General features: G+C 62.2%; 17 protein-coding genes and 1 pseudogene. 6 read left to right on the top strand and 12 right to left on the bottom strand.

The genetic code is table 11. The features are described from left to right. The 5 genes from VHE12_07810 to VHE12_07790 form a co-directional block, all read right to left on the bottom strand. Positions 1-909: a sugar phosphate nucleotidyltransferase gene (locus VHE12_07810; GenBank protein HVZ80690.1), complete on the bottom strand. Its 909-nt coding sequence runs from the start codon at positions 907-909 to the stop codon at positions 1-3. A gap of 81 nt (positions 910-990) precedes the next feature. Further along, positions 991-2166, bottom strand: a complete 1176-nt coding sequence (locus VHE12_07805) for a galactokinase (protein HVZ80689.1) — start codon at positions 2164-2166, stop codon at positions 991-993. Position 2167: 1 nt separating this feature from the next. Next, positions 2168-2791 carry a hypothetical protein gene (locus VHE12_07800; GenBank protein ID HVZ80688.1) on the bottom strand — a complete coding sequence of 208 codons (624 nt, stop codon included), beginning with the start codon at positions 2789-2791 and terminating at the stop codon, positions 2168-2170. Between the two features lie 66 nt (positions 2792-2857). Beyond that, positions 2858-3580 (bottom strand): hypothetical protein, encoded by a 723-nt coding sequence (locus VHE12_07795; protein HVZ80687.1) that lies wholly within the window; start codon positions 3578-3580, stop codon positions 2858-2860. A gap of 45 nt (positions 3581-3625) precedes the next feature. Continuing rightward, positions 3626-4381 (bottom strand): DUF1223 domain-containing protein, encoded by a 756-nt coding sequence (locus VHE12_07790; protein HVZ80686.1) that lies wholly within the window; start codon positions 4379-4381, stop codon positions 3626-3628. Between the two features lie 66 nt (positions 4382-4447). On the opposite strand from VHE12_07790, the gene VHE12_07785 reads away from it, so the two are divergent. Then, the gene (locus tag VHE12_07785) at positions 4448-5113 is read left to right on the top strand and encodes a hypothetical protein (protein ID HVZ80685.1); all 666 of its coding nucleotides are present in this window, start codon (positions 4448-4450) and stop codon (positions 5111-5113) included. A 4-nt stretch (positions 5114-5117) separates the two neighbouring features. Here the strand turns inward: VHE12_07785 and moeB are convergent, their stop codons facing one another. Further along, complete coding sequence (gene moeB / locus VHE12_07780) at positions 5118-6278, bottom strand: molybdopterin-synthase adenylyltransferase MoeB (protein ID HVZ80684.1); 1161 nt, start codon at positions 6276-6278, stop codon at positions 5118-5120. 74 nt (positions 6279-6352) lie between these two features. Further along, on the bottom strand, positions 6353-6817 hold the full coding sequence (locus VHE12_07775) for an SRPBCC domain-containing protein (protein ID HVZ80683.1): 465 nt from the start codon (positions 6815-6817) through the stop codon (positions 6353-6355). A 74-nt stretch (positions 6818-6891) separates the two neighbouring features. On the opposite strand from VHE12_07775, the gene mtnB reads away from it, so the two are divergent. The 5 genes from mtnB (at position 6892) to VHE12_07750 (ending at position 10902) form a co-directional block, all read left to right on the top strand. Further along, complete coding sequence (mtnB, locus tag VHE12_07770; protein ID HVZ80682.1) at positions 6892-7563, top strand: methylthioribulose 1-phosphate dehydratase; 672 nt, start codon at positions 6892-6894, stop codon at positions 7561-7563. A gap of 92 nt (positions 7564-7655) precedes the next feature. Next, on the top strand, positions 7656-8123 hold the full coding sequence (locus tag VHE12_07765; protein HVZ80681.1) for an acireductone dioxygenase: 468 nt from the start codon (positions 7656-7658) through the stop codon (positions 8121-8123). Between the two features lie 144 nt (positions 8124-8267). Further along, a complete protein-coding gene (locus tag VHE12_07760; protein ID HVZ80680.1) occupies positions 8268-8807 on the top strand; it encodes a hypothetical protein in 540 nt (179 codons plus the stop codon). After that, positions 8804-9730, top strand: coding sequence for a tRNA epoxyqueuosine(34) reductase QueG (gene queG / locus VHE12_07755; protein ID HVZ80679.1), 927 nt, complete (start codon positions 8804-8806; stop codon positions 9728-9730). The genes VHE12_07760 and queG overlap by 4 nt, the downstream gene beginning before the upstream one ends. A 110-nt stretch (positions 9731-9840) precedes the next feature. After that, positions 9841-10902, top strand: coding sequence for a hypothetical protein (locus VHE12_07750; GenBank protein HVZ80678.1), 1062 nt, complete (start codon positions 9841-9843; stop codon positions 10900-10902). Here VHE12_07750 and mutT read toward each other — a convergent pair. From mutT to VHE12_07725, 5 genes and pseudogenes are all read right to left on the bottom strand, one after another. Continuing rightward, a complete protein-coding gene (gene mutT, locus VHE12_07745; GenBank protein HVZ80677.1) occupies positions 10896-11702 on the bottom strand; it encodes an 8-oxo-dGTP diphosphatase MutT in 807 nt (268 codons plus the stop codon). The two genes, VHE12_07750 and mutT, sit on opposite strands and share 7 nt — an antisense overlap. Positions 11703-11737: 35 nt before the next feature. Further along, the gene (locus tag VHE12_07740; GenBank protein HVZ80676.1) at positions 11738-12175 is read right to left on the bottom strand and encodes a hypothetical protein; all 438 of its coding nucleotides are present in this window, start codon (positions 12173-12175) and stop codon (positions 11738-11740) included. A 94-nt stretch (positions 12176-12269) separates the two neighbouring features. Next, positions 12270-12527: pseudogene (locus VHE12_07735) on the bottom strand (GIY-YIG nuclease family protein). A 44-nt stretch (positions 12528-12571) separates the two neighbouring features. Next, positions 12572-13396, bottom strand: a complete 825-nt coding sequence (locus tag VHE12_07730; GenBank protein HVZ80675.1) for an MqnA/MqnD/SBP family protein — start codon at positions 13394-13396, stop codon at positions 12572-12574. Between the two features lie 97 nt (positions 13397-13493). Next, positions 13494-14403: hypothetical protein (locus tag VHE12_07725; GenBank protein ID HVZ80674.1), on the bottom strand; the 910-nt coding region annotated here is incomplete at its 5' end.

Genomic DNA, 14403 nt, shown 5'->3' with positions numbered 1-14403 from the left:
TCAGCCCCAAGGCCGCGCCGGGTAGGCCTTTTTCACGGTCAGCTCGCGCAGGCGCGCCTGGACCCTGGCCTTGTCCTCGGGATAGGTCACCCCGAACCATTGGGACCGGGTCGGCAAGACACGGACCCCGATCCTTTTTTCCGCCAAGGCCTGGTCCACGACCCGGGGGATGAGGAACTCCGACTTCGGCTCCCGGCCCCGGCTTTTGAGGAATTTCACCAGTTCCCCATCCAACAAGGGGAACAGCTCCGGGGTGAAGCCCCACATGTTCATCGAGACCGTGGCGGATGGCCCCAGGGGATGCTTCCTTCCTTTTTCATCGAGGTAGTGGATCGAACGGCCCGTTTGGGCGATCCGGGTCCTCTCCACGACCTTCCTTAAGGACCTGCCCGGCCCCAGGACACAGACGCCCCGGGCCACCGTGCCGTGCTCCGAGAGGGTCTTGGAAAGAGGGAACCCCACCATGGCGAAGGTGGGTTGGGGACCGGTCGGGACATGGGCCAGGAACTTCCCCAGGGTCTCGAAGGAACCCCGGCCATAGAAGTCGTCCGCATTGATGGCGGCGAAGGGTTCCCCGACAGCTTCCCGCGCCGCCCAGATGGCATGGGCCGTGCCCCAGGGTTTCTGGCGGCCCGGGGGAACAGGGAACCCCTTGGGAAGAAGTTCCAGTTCCTGGAAGACGTAGCGGACCGGGGCTTTCTTTTCCCATTTCTTCCCGACGAGGCGGCGGAAATCCTTCCTCAGGTCCTTACGGATGATGAAGACGACCTTCCCGAACCCGCTTTTAAGGGCGTCGTGGATGGAGTAATCGAGGATGGCGGCCCCATGGGGACCCATGGCCTCCATCTGTTTGAGGCCGCCGTAGCGGCTCCCCATCCCGGCGGCCATGATCACTAAACTTGGTTTCAATCCATCCTCCGGTTCGAAGGTCCAAATGATGTTCGATGATGCAATGCCTATCACGAGCTGCCAGCTATCAGCTGACAGCTGTCAGCTTTCGTTAAGGAACTTGGCCCCTGCCGCGGGCGAGAACACATAGCTCTCGGGCCTTCGGCCGAAACGTTTTTCATAGTCCTGCGAGACGAAGGAGATGAAATTCTGGATGACCGCCTCGTCCTGGGGGACCAGGTGGACCGTGCAGCCCCCGAAACCGCCCCCGGTCATGCGGGACCCCTTCTGCAAGGGGTGCTCCTGGGCCGCTTCCACCAGCGCGTCCAGTTCGGGGCAGCTGACCTCGTAGTCGTCCCGCAGGGATTCGTGGGACTCGCGGAACAAGGTCTTGATCCGGCCCAGGTCCCGGTTCCGGAAGGCCTCCACCGCGTCCAGCACCCGCTGGTTCTCTCCCACCACGTGGCGGCAGCGCTTCAGGACCAAGGGCTCCACCTGGGCCTGGTGCTTCTCCAGGTCGCAGAGCGACAGGTCCCTTAAGGAAGTGAGGCCCGGCACGAAACGGGCGAACTGGCGGACCCCCTCGGCGCATTGCTGCCGCCTCACGTTGTAATCGGACGAGGCCAGTTCCCGCTTCACCCCCGTGTTGAAGACCACGGCCTTAAGGTCCTCCCCCAGGGGCACCCAGTCGTATTCCAGGCTCCGGCAGTCGAGGAAAAGAGCGCAGCCCTGGGCCCCCAAGTGGGAAGCGAACTGGTCCATGATGCCGCATTGGACGCCCACGAACTCGTTCTCGGCCTTTTGGGCCAGCCGCACCAGTTCCAGGTCATCCAGGGAAAATCCGAAGAGCCGCCGCAAGAGGACCTCGCCGGCCACTTCCAGCGCCGCCGAGGAGCTCAATCCCGCGCCTTGGGGCAGGTCCCCCAGGATGAGCGCCTCGAAACCGCCCAAGGGGCGCCCGCTCTGGCGCAGGCCCAAGGCCACGCCCTTCATGTAATCGGCCCAAGGATGCTCGGGGTCGGGGCGCAGGGGCTCCAGGAGGAACTCCGCCCTTTGGCGGTAGTCGGCGGAATGGAGGAGGACCTTGGCGTCGTCCCGCCGGCGGGCGGCCATCACCACGCCCCGGTCCACCGCCATGGGAAGGACGAAGCCTTCGTTATAGTCGGTATGCTCCCCGATGAGGTTGACCCGGCCCGGAGCGGATACCGTGACCGCCGGCTCCCCCCCGAAGGCCTCGAAGAAAAGCGCGCGGGCCCGCTCCGCTAGATGCGGGTCCATGTCAGTTGGCTGAGGGGCCGGCGGGCGGCTGTTGCCTGCGGCGTTCCTCGTCGATATAGCGGATGGCCGTGGAGAAGGCATGGGCGGGGGCCCCAGTGAGGGCGCTCAGGTCGTTCGTCTTCCCGATCTTCTCGTAATATTCCATCAGGCCGCCCAGGACCAGGATGAGGAAGAAGAGGGAGGGATCCGACAAGGTCTTGATGAGGTATTGGAAGAAGAGGATGGCCGTGGTGGGGTAATAGTGCCCCTCATCCCCCGTGGGGAGCTGGATCTCGGCCAATCGGGAGCCTTCTTCCTGCATCAGCCGCAGGAGCACTCCTCGCTCTGGCTTTTCCGGCAGGTCGGTCAAAAGTTCCTGCCCGGGACCCAGGATGGCGGGACGCTTCAGGCCCTGGGGCGTCACCGTGTCCCCCATGGCGGTCTGGACATATTGAAGCAGCATCGGCGCCTGTTTGTTCTCCCCCAGGAGGAAAAGGATCCGCACCAAGGCCAGGGCGAAGAGCTGGATGGCGTCCCTTTCCCGGGACAGGGCTTCGGGCTCGGGGCTTTGGTAATCAACGAAGGCCTTGAACCGGCTTTCGAAGACCACCCGGGCCAGGCCGATCTCTTTGGGGGTGGGTTCCATGGAAACCTTTCATGGGGCGACGGGCCCATCATAAAGGGTGGGTCCGGGGATGGAAAGCCGGGGAGCTTAAGGGGCCGGTGCGGACTCGGCGGAGGTGGGCGTGGCGCTGGGCGCGGCCTCGGAGGATTCCAACAGGTCCCCAGGCTGGGAGGCGGCAGGAGCCGCTTCGGAGGCCGCCGCCGGGTCCTGGGCGTTGTCGGCGCCGTCATCATCCAAAGGAATGTCGGTCGCGGTCGGGGTCTCCGTCGGTTGGGGACGGGGGGTCGGGGCGTGGGTCGGTTCGGGCGCCGCCGGTTGGGTCACGGGCGCTGGCTTTCCGGCCGGGGCCATGGCCGCCACGGTCGGGGTCGGCGAAAAGGTGGGAGGAATGGACAGCGTCGGGCTGGGGTCCACCGGGACGGGTTCGGCCACGACCGGAGCCTTGGAGGACGCCGAAGAATCCTTCAAAAGAAGGACGGCCAAACCGCCGACCACTGCCAAGCCACCCAGGACCCCGAGGATCAGTCCCAGGGGAATGGACTTTTTTTCCTTCGGGGCTTTCGCCTCGGCCGGTTCCTCGTCCTTTTCTTCTTTCTTGGGCTCAAGTTCGGCAGCCGGGACGGGCTCGGGCTCTTTTTCCGGTTCCTTTTCCGGGCCGGGGTCGTCGGGCTTCTCGGGAAAAGCCATATCCTCGCCCATGACCGAGGCTTCGATGGGGTTCAACTCCCTCCAGGCCTCGAAGCTCAACCCGCACTGGGAGCAGGTCGCCGCATTGTCCGGCTGGTTGGAATCGCACTCGGGGCATTTCATGACAGGGATTATACGGAGGAAATGGATTTCCTAAAGGACGAAGGCCTAGGACCGCTTTATCGATAAAGGAAAAAGGCAATGGGCCGACGATACGCCCAGGTCCATCGGATCCTGGAGAAAGACCGCGAGACCAAGGTCCTTAAGGTCCGCGCCTTCGGGGACCTGGAACCGGGCCTGATACTTCCCCTCGTGATCCCGCGGGACCGGGCCCCACTGGCGGACCACGAAATTTTCGATAAGCGTCCGTCCGGCGTTCTCACCCCGCCCCACTTTCGTCACGCAACCGTTCTGGAACAGCGCTGCCACGGCCTCGACCCCTTCGGGTGGGGTTCCATGGAGGTCCAATTGGAGCCCGCCCGGCACCCCCTGGACCTTCCAGGTGAAGGGGAACTCCCCGGTCTTCTTTCCGGCCTTCGCGATCTCTTTCTGCGCCTGGTCACCGTCGGAGCCGACGAACCCCGCCCGTCCCTGCACGACCATTTGGGGGGTATAGATGGATCGGCTCTGCCAAAAGGCGGCGTAGCGCCTCTGCCGATGGGTGTTCCCCGAAGAGGAAAAGGTATCCTTCCAGCCCAAATAATCCCAATAGTCCACGTGGAAGGCCAGGGGAATGACCTTGCCCTCCTGGAACAGCTTCATGCCTGTCCCGTTCAGCCAATCCTCGGCGGGGGGACAGCTGGAACAACCCTGGGACGTGAAAAGCTCGACGAGGATGGGACCGCCCTTCGCAAAGGTGGGGGAGGTCCCGAAAGAAACCAGCGCCAGGCCCATCCCAAAGACGTATGGAAGTCGTGTTCGCATACCGGTCTTTACGCCCTTGGGGTCCGAAAGGTTTCATGCCGGTTGGGAATTGGTCTAAAATCCCCCATGCTCTCCTGGTTCCGTGAACGCGCCGAGGTCCTCAAGCTCATCCTCCAACGACCCTCGCTCCTTTGGCTCCTGGCCCCATTGCAGGTCCTGGCCTGGGTCCTGATCCCCTTTCCCTCACCCCAAGTGGCCCTCTTAAGGGACGCCCTGATGGCCGTTCCCTGGTACGCCTGGGTCATCGCCTGGCTCTCCCTTCTCTGGTTCCTGGCCCTGGGACATTGGGCCGGCCACCACAGGCTCGTCGCCGAGACCTCCAAAAATTTCTTCAAAGCCTACCTGGAGCACCTGCTCCACCAGGGCCACGGGTTCTTCGGGGAAACGAAAGTGGAGGAGACCTACCTCAAGGCCAAGGAATGGCAGCGTCAGGCCATCGAGGGCATCGCCATCGGCCTGGGACCGGAAGCCTCCCAAAGATTCTTCGAGAAGATGGAGATGGAACATTCGCTGACCAAGGCCTACCGGCGGTCCGAGGAAAGGAACTCGGTCGAACCCTTGCTGGGTTCCATCCAGGCCCATTTGGACGAACTGGAACGATTAAGGTTGGGCTTGACAGGAGGCCCGGTGAAAGGGGGCGAACTGGTCCCCGTGGGGAAAAAGGATCGGGGATGGGACGAGGAGAAGGACGGGTCCGAACTCCTGGCTCCCGAGAGGAAAAAAAGGCCCTAAGGCCTCAGTACTTGGGCACCGAGGAGTCGACCTGGTCGCTCCAGCCCAGGATCCCGCCCGCCACGTTCACCAGGTGGTCGAAGCCCTGCTGCTTGAGGAAGTGGATGGCCTTCTGGCTCCTCACCCCGCTCTTGCAATGCACCACGATCTCCTTGCCCTTGACCTTGTCCAGTTCATGGAACCGGTTGGGCAATTGGGACAGGGGGATGAGCGTGGAACCCTTGATGTTGGCGATCTCGTACTCGTTGGGCTCGCGGACATCCAAGAGGAAGAAGTCCTGCTTCTCGTCCATCTTCACCTTCAGCTCCAAGGCGTCGATCTCGTCCTTGGCCTTGGCCACCTGCTTGGTCTGGGTGTCCTCGATCTTCATGCCGCAGAACTGCTCATAGTCGATCAATTCCTTGATGGTGGGATTCTCCCCGCAAAGCGGGCACTTGGGGTCCTTGCGCAGTTTGAGGTTGCGGAACTGCATGTCCAATGAGTTATAGATGACGAACTTGCCGATGGCGGGTTTCCCCGCCCCCGTGATGAGCTTGATGGCCTCGGTGGCCTGGATGGCCCCGATGGTCCCCACCATGGCGCCCATGACGCCGCCTTCGGCGCAGGAAGGCACTTCCCCCGGCGGGGGCGGTTCGGGATAAAGGCAGCGGTAGCAAGGGCCCTCGGGCGTCTTGAAGACCGTCACTTGCCCGTCGAAACGGAAGATGGAGCCATAGATGTTGGGCTTGCCCTGCAGGGCGGCCGCGTCATTGGTGAGGTAACGGGTCGGGAAGTTGTCCGTCCCGTCGATGATCATGTCGTATTCCTTGAGGATGTCCATGATGTTGTCGCTCTTCAAGGCGACCTGGTAGGTCTTAATGGTCACGTCGGGGTTGAGGGCCTTGAGGCGCTTCGCGGCGGCCTCGACCTTGGGCTTGCCCACGTCCTCGGTGGTGAAGAGGACCTGGCGTTGGAGATTGGAAGCGTCCACGGTATCGAAATCGACCAAACCGATGGTGCCCACGCCGGCCGCGGCGAGATAGAGGGAAATGGGGCAGCCCAAGCCGCCCGCGCCGACCACGAGGACCTTGGCGTCCAGGAGCTTCTTCTGGCCGGTCACCCCGACCTCCGGGAGCAGGATATGGCGGGTGTAGCGCTTGATCTGGTCTTGGTTGAGGTTGCTCATGGCGTCTCCCATGCGTCGCGTTGGCTGAACCTTAAAAATAGGAAGGGTATCTTAAGAGGGCAAGTCGGGCTAAATCAACGACTTGGATCAGGCTGGCTTTCCAAGTATCCCTTCAGTAACTGGAGGGTTTCGAGCGTCCGGGCTCGGTGTGCCTTCATTCCCCATCCCAAAGAGAACAACAACCGCGGAAGCAGGCCGACCGGCTCCACCTTCATCCAATGCAGGGTCGCCTTCGTCCCGTCCTCCTGCGAACGGACCTCCAGGGCCGCTCGACCCTTCAAGGGCCCGCCCTCATATTCAAAGTAAAGGATGTGGGGTGCTTCCACGCCCGTGACCCGGAAGGAGAACTCATAGGGGAAAGGACCTCCTTGGACCCTGAAGGTGACCTTCTGCCCCACGTGGGCCTGAGGTTCCCCATCCCATTGGGGGACGATCCCCTTGCGCCATTGGGCGCGGAGGGACCAATCGGTCAGGGCCTGAAAGACCCGATCGGGTTTCGCCCGGACAACGATGGAAAGTTCGGAGGAATAATGGTTCATGATGGTCCATGCATGTTAACTTCAGGGCCTGTCCCTTGACCTTCAAAATAAGATAACTGATAATTCTTCTTACGATGACATCACAACTTAAAGAAGAGACCCCCGCCAAGTACGCCGCTTCTTCCGCCTCCCCCCAAAAGATCAAGGAACTGGTCTGTGAGCTTTGCCGCAATTTCTACACCCTGGGCTGGGCTTCCGGCACCGGCGGCGGCATCTCCATCCGCGAGGGGAACACCATCTATATGGCCCCCAGCGGGGTGATGAAGGAACGCCTCGCGCCCGAGGACATCTTCAGCCTCGACCTGGACGGTAACATCACCCAGGAACCCGGCCGGGGCCTGAAGCTCTCCCAATGCGCCCCCCTCTTCATGCACGCCTACAAGATCCGGGGCGCCGGGGCGGTCCTGCACAGCCACTCCATCAACGCGGTCACCGCCACCCTGCTCTTCGACAAGCAGTTCCGCATCAAGAACATGGAGATGGAAAAGGGCATCGAGGGCATGGGCGCCTTCGACACCCTGGAGGTCCCCATCATCGACAACACGGCCTATGAGTGCGACCTGGCCGACTCCCTGGAGGAAGCCATCAAGAACAACCCCAAGTCCCACGCGGTGCTGGTCCGGCGCCACGGGGTCTATGTCTGGGGCAAGGATTGGAAACAGGCCAAGACCCACGCCGAGTGCTACGACTACCTGTTCGAGGCCGCGGGCCGCATGAAACAGCTGGGCATTGCTTTAGAGGGTTGATTCTTAATTTTGAGTTTTGAATCCTTGATTCAAAACCTCCAACATTAAGAATTAAAAATTAAGAACTTAAAATTCGTTTTTGGGAGGTTTTCATGAAGGCCATCTGGTTGGATTCGGGAGCCAATATCACGGCGGAGGAGTTGAACGGCCAAGGGGTGACCTATCTCACCCTCCCCACCGACGAAGCCTCCTATAAAGCCCCCCTGGAAGGCATCATGAAGCAGAACGGCTATGTGACCATGGACCAGGTGAAGATGTGGCCCGAGATGCCCAATTTCCAGGCCCTTTGCGACAAGTTCGTGGGCGAACACCTGCACACCGACGACGAGGTCCGCTTCGTGGTCGGGGGCTCGGGGGTCTTCGAGATCCGCAGCTTGGACGACCGCTGGATGAAGATCCTGGTGGAACCGAAGGATTACATCTCGGTGCCCGCCAACCGCTTCCACCGCTTTTACCTGACCGACGAGAAGCAGATCCATTGCGTGCGCCTCTTCAAGGACCAGTCCGGCTGGGCCCCCCACTACCGCAAGGACGTGGAGACCGCCGGCGCGAAGAACTAACGGCTAAGCAACAGGGATGAGCGCCGATAAACGCCGATAAGGACTTTCGATCACCTGGGTTCATCCCCTTGATCCCTGTTCGATCCCCCCGGAGCCGGGGGGATTTTTTTTTGAGGCCGTTCGGAACGTTTTGAGGAGCATCCTTTGTCCGATTATCTCATCACCCCCGAATCCCAGGAGCGGCCCGTCGCCACCCGGCTGATGGAGGAACTGCACCGTAAGGGCTTCCCCGTCGAGATCACCCTGAAGGGGCCCGATAGCGGCTGGGAGTCGATCCGCTTCACCGAACACGATGGCTCCAATGGCGAATGCGTCCTGAGCCTCGACCCCGGCGCGAAGGTCTACCGGGTCTCCATCTCGCCCGACGCACCCTTGTCCGCCCGCGAACTCCAGCTTTATGTGGTGGAGACGCTCCTACGGGAGGTCGGCGGGTTCGCGGACCACGGGACCACCCGGGAACGCCTGAACCTCCAGCAATTCTCCCTGAAGCTCCAGGCCCACCACAGCGGGGACCGCAAGGCCTCCGATTGGGCCTGGGTGGCCTTCGCCTGGCTCGTCGCCCTGGGGGCCCTCGTGGCCTTCCTCAGGGTCGAAGGGCCCAACCGCTGGACCATCCTGGTGGTCCTGGTCTTCGCCGGCCTCTCGGCCTGCGGCCTCACCTACCTGCAACTGCGGCGCGAATGACCCCGGCCGAAAGGTCTTCCCGCCTGAAACAAAAGGCCCGGGAACTGGGTTTCGAGCTTTGCGGTGTCTCCCCCGCCGGTCCCGTGCCCGAACACGCTTCCTTCCTTGAATGGCTGGGGAAGGGCTATGCGGGGGAGATGGGATACTTGGAACGGCGCAAGGAAGAACGCCACGATCCCCGGACGCTCCTCCCCGGGGCGCTCTCGGTCGTGAGCGTCGCCCTGAGCTACAACCCCGCCCCCGAGCACTACCCCCTTTTGGAAAAGCACCCCATCTCCTGCTACGCCTGGGGACAGGATTATCACGAGGTGGTCCGGGAAAAACTCGAGGCCCTGGGCGGCCATCTATCCTCGGAACTTTCCCCGGGCGCGAAGACCAGGGCCTATGCGGACACCGGCCCCATCCTGGAGCGGGGGTTCGCGGCGCGGGCGGGGCTGGGCTGGATCGGCAAGAACACCCTTCTTTTGAACAGGACCTACGGGTCCTTCCTCTTCCTGGGCGAGATCCTCACCGACGCCGAGCTGGCCTTCGATGCGCCGGTCGAGGACCTCTGCAAGACCTGCACGTCCTGCCTGGACGCCTGTCCCGTCGGGGCCCTGGAGGAACCGGGTCTCCTGAACGCCACCAAATGCATCAGCTATCTGACCCTCGAGCACCGCAGTCCCTTGCCGGAAAAGGCGGAGCTTCATGGCTACCTGGCGGGCTGTGACCTCTGCCAAACGGTCTGCCCTTATAACCAAAAGGCGCCGGCCGGACGGGAGCCCGCTTTCCAACCTCGGCCCGAGGTGTTGGCCTTGACCCTTGAAGGGGGCGCGCGGATGGACGAGGAGGCCTTCAAGGGCCTGACCCGCCACAGCGCCCTGGAACGGGTCAAGTTCCCCATGTGGAAAAGGAACCTGGAAGCCGGCCAAAGCCATCCTTGACCCCCACCCGCCGGGATCATCCCGCCATCCGCCGTCCCGCCCGACCCGTTCCCTTTGCCTTCCCGCAACTTTGCGGGGACAATGACCCCGTCCTATTTCAAAGGGGTTGAATGACCTTGCGGAATCTTTTCGCGGTTCTATTGTTCCTCGCTATTTCGCCCATTTCCCAAGCGGCCACTTCCAATGACTATTACGTGGCCGGCTTCGGCCTTTATGCCCAGCATGAATACGAGAAGGCCATCCCCTACCTGAAGGAGGCCCTGCGGCAGGACCCGACCCTCTGGAAAGCGGCCCAGCTCATCGGCTATTCCTATTACTTCCTCCACCAGGAGCCCCGGGCCCTGGAATATTTCGACCAAAGCCTTTCCATCCACGCGGACAACTTCGAGGTCTGGAACCTGGCCGAGACCATCCGGGCCCGGCTCATTTGGGAGGCGGAAAGGGCGGACCCCTATCCCCGGGTCTTCCGCAAGCCCCCGACCTGGATCCAAGTGGACCTGGGGGCCGCCACCGCCTCCCTCGGGGACATGGCCAAGGCTCCCGCCGCCTTCATCAAGAACAACCCCGCCTACAGCCCCGGCGGGAGCTTGGACGGTTTCGGCCCCATGGTGGACCTGGAGGTCGGCTTCATGCTCGACACCCTCGACGCTTGGGGAATGGATTTCAACGTAGCCGCCTTCAACGGCTACCGCGGGACCGCTTCCGACTCGACGGGACAGTACCTGGAGGTCTTCCAGCCCACCATGATCGCCGTCCAACCCGAATATATGCGGTTCTTCAAGCTCGGGTCCTTCCGGCTTTTCGCGAAGGGCGGGGCCGGCCTCTACAACACCCTGGTGAACGTCAACATCACCTATGCGGGGGTCACCCAACAGGCGGGCCAAGTGGGCGGCGTAGGCTTCGGGGGATTCCTGGGGGGCGGCTTCGAATTGGCGATCGACGATGAATTCTCGGCCAGCGCTTTCCTGCGCGGCCGCTGGGCCACGACCGACAACATCCATGGGGACGGGATCGAAGGGGTGGGGGCGGGCCAGAACCTGGTGCTTTCCTTCGACCCGAGCGGCCAGATGGGCCTGAACCCATCCTCGCTCATCGGAACACCGGGCTATACCTCCGCCAAGGTGGACTACACCGGCGGGGACTTAGGGCTCTCGTTCAGCTATCACTATTGAAGGGGCGGCAGAGGGATCTTCGGGATGAGGCCCCGGTCCACCTTCGCCATATCCGCCGGACCGGCCTTTTGGACCTCGCCGAAAAAGAGGTCCAGCTTCTCTTTTAACCCTTTCAGGTCCACCCCCATGAACTGGGGCGGCAGTTGGGCCCATTTCTCCAGGGCCTTCTCGTAAAGACCCAGGGCCCCCGTATGGTTACCCTTCCTGAAATGTTCCAGGGCGATGGCGGCCTGGATGATGCCCTGATAGTGCAGGCGTTCCTGGCCTTCCGAGGGGTGCCAGATATCCTCCAGCATCTCGTGGCATTCGAAGAACTCCCCCGAATTGAAGAGCCGGATGCCCTCGTAATACTCATGGGGATATTTCAGGCTTTTCAGGTAGCGGTCCCAATCGTTCCGTTGGGACAGTTCCTGGATGAGGATGTGGTCGGCTTCGGGGAATTTATAGGTGGGCAGGTCCTTGGGATCGACCCAGGCATAGGCCTGGCATTCGATGGTCTTGGGCTCCCCGCTTTTATGGGAACAGAAGAAGATGTTCAACCGCACCGACCGCTGGGGGTAGTGATAGGTCAGGATCCGGAAGAAATGCTGGATCTCGATCTCGATGTCCAGCTCTTCCTTGAGCTCCCGCACCACGCATTGTTCCAGGGTCTCGTTGGGTTCCTTCTTGCCCCCCGGCAGCTCCCAATGGCCGCCGAAGGAATCGGAGTCCAGCCGCTGGGTGATGAGGAACTTGCCGTCCTTGAAGATGAGGGCCGCGCCCACCTCAAGCACCGGACGGGATGGATCGGGGGGGGTCATGGGTCTCCTTGGGTTCGTCCGGCTCCACCCGGATACTAAACCATCAACCCCTTCAACTCCAGGGCGCAATCGGGGCCCGGCATGAAATTACGGGCATCGTCCATGACCAGGATCTTCGGATCGTCGGCCAGCTCGATCATCACCTTCCAGGCCAAGGGGGTCATGCGGGGCGTGTAGAAAAGGGCGAAGACCGAGACCTCCTTCCGGTCACCCAGGATCCTCTCGAACAAGGCTTTGTCTTTCGGGGCTTGGATCGCGAAACGTCCGGTCTCTTCCCCTTGGGTGAAATGGGACGGTCCCATTTTCAGGGAATGTTCCAGGAAGACGCAAAGGTGGTTGTTGTCCTTTCGCTGGATGCCCCAGCGATGGGTATCCGCCTCGAAGGCGTCCAGTTCCGCCTTCTCGATCAAAGGCAGGAAATGGCCCTTGAAACTGTACTCCCCGGGCATATAAAGATTGTAGCGCTTGGTCATGGGGCTCCGTTCAAGCCTTGGACTTCCTGGACCTTTGGTTCCTTTGGAAGGTCATTTTCGCCTTCCGGGGCGGTTTGGGCAATTTTTCCCCGCCGATGAACCGCACCTTCCGCTTTTTCGATAAGGTCTTCACCTGGTACTCGCGGCGCAGGGCCGCCGAATAGCTGGCCTGGGCTTCCTGGAAGACCAGGGTCACGGGCCCGTGGGTGGCGGTGTATTTGGCGCCTTTGCCCGTGTTATGGGCTTCGATGCGCTTGTCCACGTCCTTGGCGATGCCGGTGTAATAGGACCCATCCGCGCATTCGACGACGTAGAGGGACCAAGATGGTTTTGCTTGGCGCCGTACGGCCATCGAGGGGTTCACTCCACGTCTGCGCGTCCGCGCGGTAAAAGCCTTCAGTTGACGAACTCGATCACGCCCACGGCGGGGATCAGTTTCCTCGTTTCACCCTCCCCCAGGAAGGTCCGGATGGCCTTGCGGCCCTCCTCGCCCATATCGACCGTGCGGTCGTTGACCCACATGCCGACGAATCGGTCGGCCACGTCCCGGGGCAGGCCCCGGCCGAAGGCCAGCGCGTAATCGAGCGCCGCGTCCCGGTGGTCGAGGGAATACTGGATGGACTGTTTGAGGTGCTTGGAGACCTTGGCCTTCACATCCTCCGGCAGGTCCCGGCGGATGCCGTTCACGCCCATGGGAAGCGGCAGTTTCGTCCGTTCGAACCACCATTGGCCCAGTTCCACCACGCATTTAAGTCCGTCGTTCTGGTAGGTCAATTGCCCCTCATGGATGAGGAGCCCCGCCTCCACCTTCCCGTCCTTCACGGCGGGCTGGATGGCGTCGAAGTCCATGACCACTTCCTCGAAATCCGGATGGCGGAGTTTGAGGGCCAAAAAAGCGCTCGTCATCTTGCCGGGGACCGCGATGCGCTTGAAGGACTCCAGGGGCCGGGCCTCCCGGGCCACGACCATGGGCCCGTAGTTCTTCCCGATGCTCCCCCCGTGGCTCAGGATGGCGTATTTGTCCTTCACGTAAGCGTAGGCGTGGGCCGAGAGGGCGGTGACCTCCATGCGGCCTTCCTTGGCCCATTCGTTCAGGGTCTGGATGTCCTTGAGGATGTGTTCGTAGGTGATGCCCTCGGTGTCGATCTTGTCCTTGGCCAGGCCATAGAACATGAAGGCGTCGTCGGCGTCGGGGCTGTGGGCGAGACGGATATGGGTCATGGGCTTCCTCGGTGGGATTTTGGAAGCCCAACTATAACACTTCCGTAAAAACAGAAAAGGCCCCCGTGGAGAGGACGGGGGCCCGGAAAGGATGGATTTAAGGGGTCACGGTCAAGACACCGGCCATAGCGGTGCAATTGGTCGAACCACAGACCGCCGCGGAACAGGTTTGGACGTGGTTCTGGCAATGGAAGTAATAGGTCCCGGTGGCGGTCACCGCGTAGGTCTGGTTGGAGGTCACTCCCGCGTAGATGCAGGTGGCGTTGTTCGCGTCGAAGCGCAACGGGTGCAGGGTGCTTGCCGGGAAGATGATCGTATCCCCCACTCGGGCTGTCATGGTCAACACCCCATTGGCGGCGTTCGTGAACCCGGCAGCCTGGTACTCGAAGTTCGGGCCGCCCGTAACAATGCTGAGTGTGATGGTCCGGGGGGTCGGGGTGGCGGTCGCCGCGGGGGTGTTGGTGATGGTGGGGGTCAAGGTCGGGGTGCGGGAAGGTGTGGAGGTCGTGGTATTGGTGACGGTCGAAGTGGCCGTGGCGGTCGGGGTAAGGGTCGCGGTGGAGGTCGCGGTCCGGGTGGCCGTGGAGGTTGCGGTGTTCGTGGCCGTCGAGGACGCCGTGGAAGTGCCCGTACCTGTTGCCGTCGAAGTAGGCGTGAAGGTGGAGGTGGAAGTCGCCGTGGCGGTCGGGGTCCGCGAAGAAGTGGATGTCGGGGTGTTCGTGGGCGTTCCCGTGCTGGTGGAGGTCGGGGTCAGGGTGGTGGTCGAGGTGCTCGTGGACGTTCCCGTGCTGGTGGAGGTGGGCGTCAGGGTGGCGGTCGAGGTGGCGGTGGAAGTCTCGGTGCTCGTGCCGGTCAGGGTGGGTGTCGAGGTCACGGTGAAGGTCGACGTCGGGGTAGCGGAAGGTGTCAGGGTCGCCGTCAAGGTGACGGTGAAAGTCGCGGTGTTCGTGCCGGTCAGGGTGGGCGTCGAGGTCACGCTGAAGGTCGACGTCGAGGTGGCGGAAGGT

Source organism: bacterium (genome assembly GCA_035549195.1).
GTDB lineage: Bacteria > Oederibacteriota > Muellerivitia > Muellerivitales > Muellerivitaceae > DASZRK01.
Note: the sequence above shows the minus strand (reverse complement) of the source record. Positions and strands in the feature narration are given on the sequence as shown.

What these genes read in the sequence shown, in the direction of transcription:
- VHE12_07805 (HVZ80689.1), bottom strand. Translation starts at nt 2,166, where the DNA reads ATGGACCCGCATCTAGCGGAGCGGGCCCGCGCGCTTTTCTTCGAGGCC.
- VHE12_07800 (HVZ80688.1), bottom strand. Translation starts at nt 2,791, where the DNA reads ATGGAACCCACCCCCAAAGAGATCGGCCTGGCCCGGGTGGTCTTCGAA.
- VHE12_07795 (HVZ80687.1), bottom strand. Translation starts at nt 3,580, where the DNA reads ATGAAATGCCCCGAGTGCGATTCCAACCAGCCGGACAATGCGGCGACC.
- VHE12_07790 (HVZ80686.1), bottom strand. Translation starts at nt 4,381, where the DNA reads ATGCGAACACGACTTCCATACGTCTTTGGGATGGGCCTGGCGCTGGTT.
- VHE12_07785 (HVZ80685.1), top strand. Translation starts at nt 4,448, where the DNA reads ATGCTCTCCTGGTTCCGTGAACGCGCCGAGGTCCTCAAGCTCATCCTC.
- moeB (HVZ80684.1), bottom strand. Translation starts at nt 6,278, where the DNA reads ATGAGCAACCTCAACCAAGACCAGATCAAGCGCTACACCCGCCATATC.
- VHE12_07775 (HVZ80683.1), bottom strand. Translation starts at nt 6,817, where the DNA reads ATGAACCATTATTCCTCCGAACTTTCCATCGTTGTCCGGGCGAAACCC.
- mtnB (HVZ80682.1), top strand. Translation starts at nt 6,892, where the DNA reads ATGACATCACAACTTAAAGAAGAGACCCCCGCCAAGTACGCCGCTTCT.
- VHE12_07765 (HVZ80681.1), top strand. Translation starts at nt 7,656, where the DNA reads ATGAAGGCCATCTGGTTGGATTCGGGAGCCAATATCACGGCGGAGGAG.
- queG (HVZ80679.1), top strand. Translation starts at nt 8,804, where the DNA reads ATGACCCCGGCCGAAAGGTCTTCCCGCCTGAAACAAAAGGCCCGGGAA.
- VHE12_07750 (HVZ80678.1), top strand. Translation starts at nt 9,841, where the DNA reads ATGACCTTGCGGAATCTTTTCGCGGTTCTATTGTTCCTCGCTATTTCG.
- mutT (HVZ80677.1), bottom strand. Translation starts at nt 11,702, where the DNA reads ATGACCCCCCCCGATCCATCCCGTCCGGTGCTTGAGGTGGGCGCGGCC.
- VHE12_07740 (HVZ80676.1), bottom strand. Translation starts at nt 12,175, where the DNA reads ATGACCAAGCGCTACAATCTTTATATGCCCGGGGAGTACAGTTTCAAG.
- VHE12_07730 (HVZ80675.1), bottom strand. Translation starts at nt 13,396, where the DNA reads ATGACCCATATCCGTCTCGCCCACAGCCCCGACGCCGACGACGCCTTC.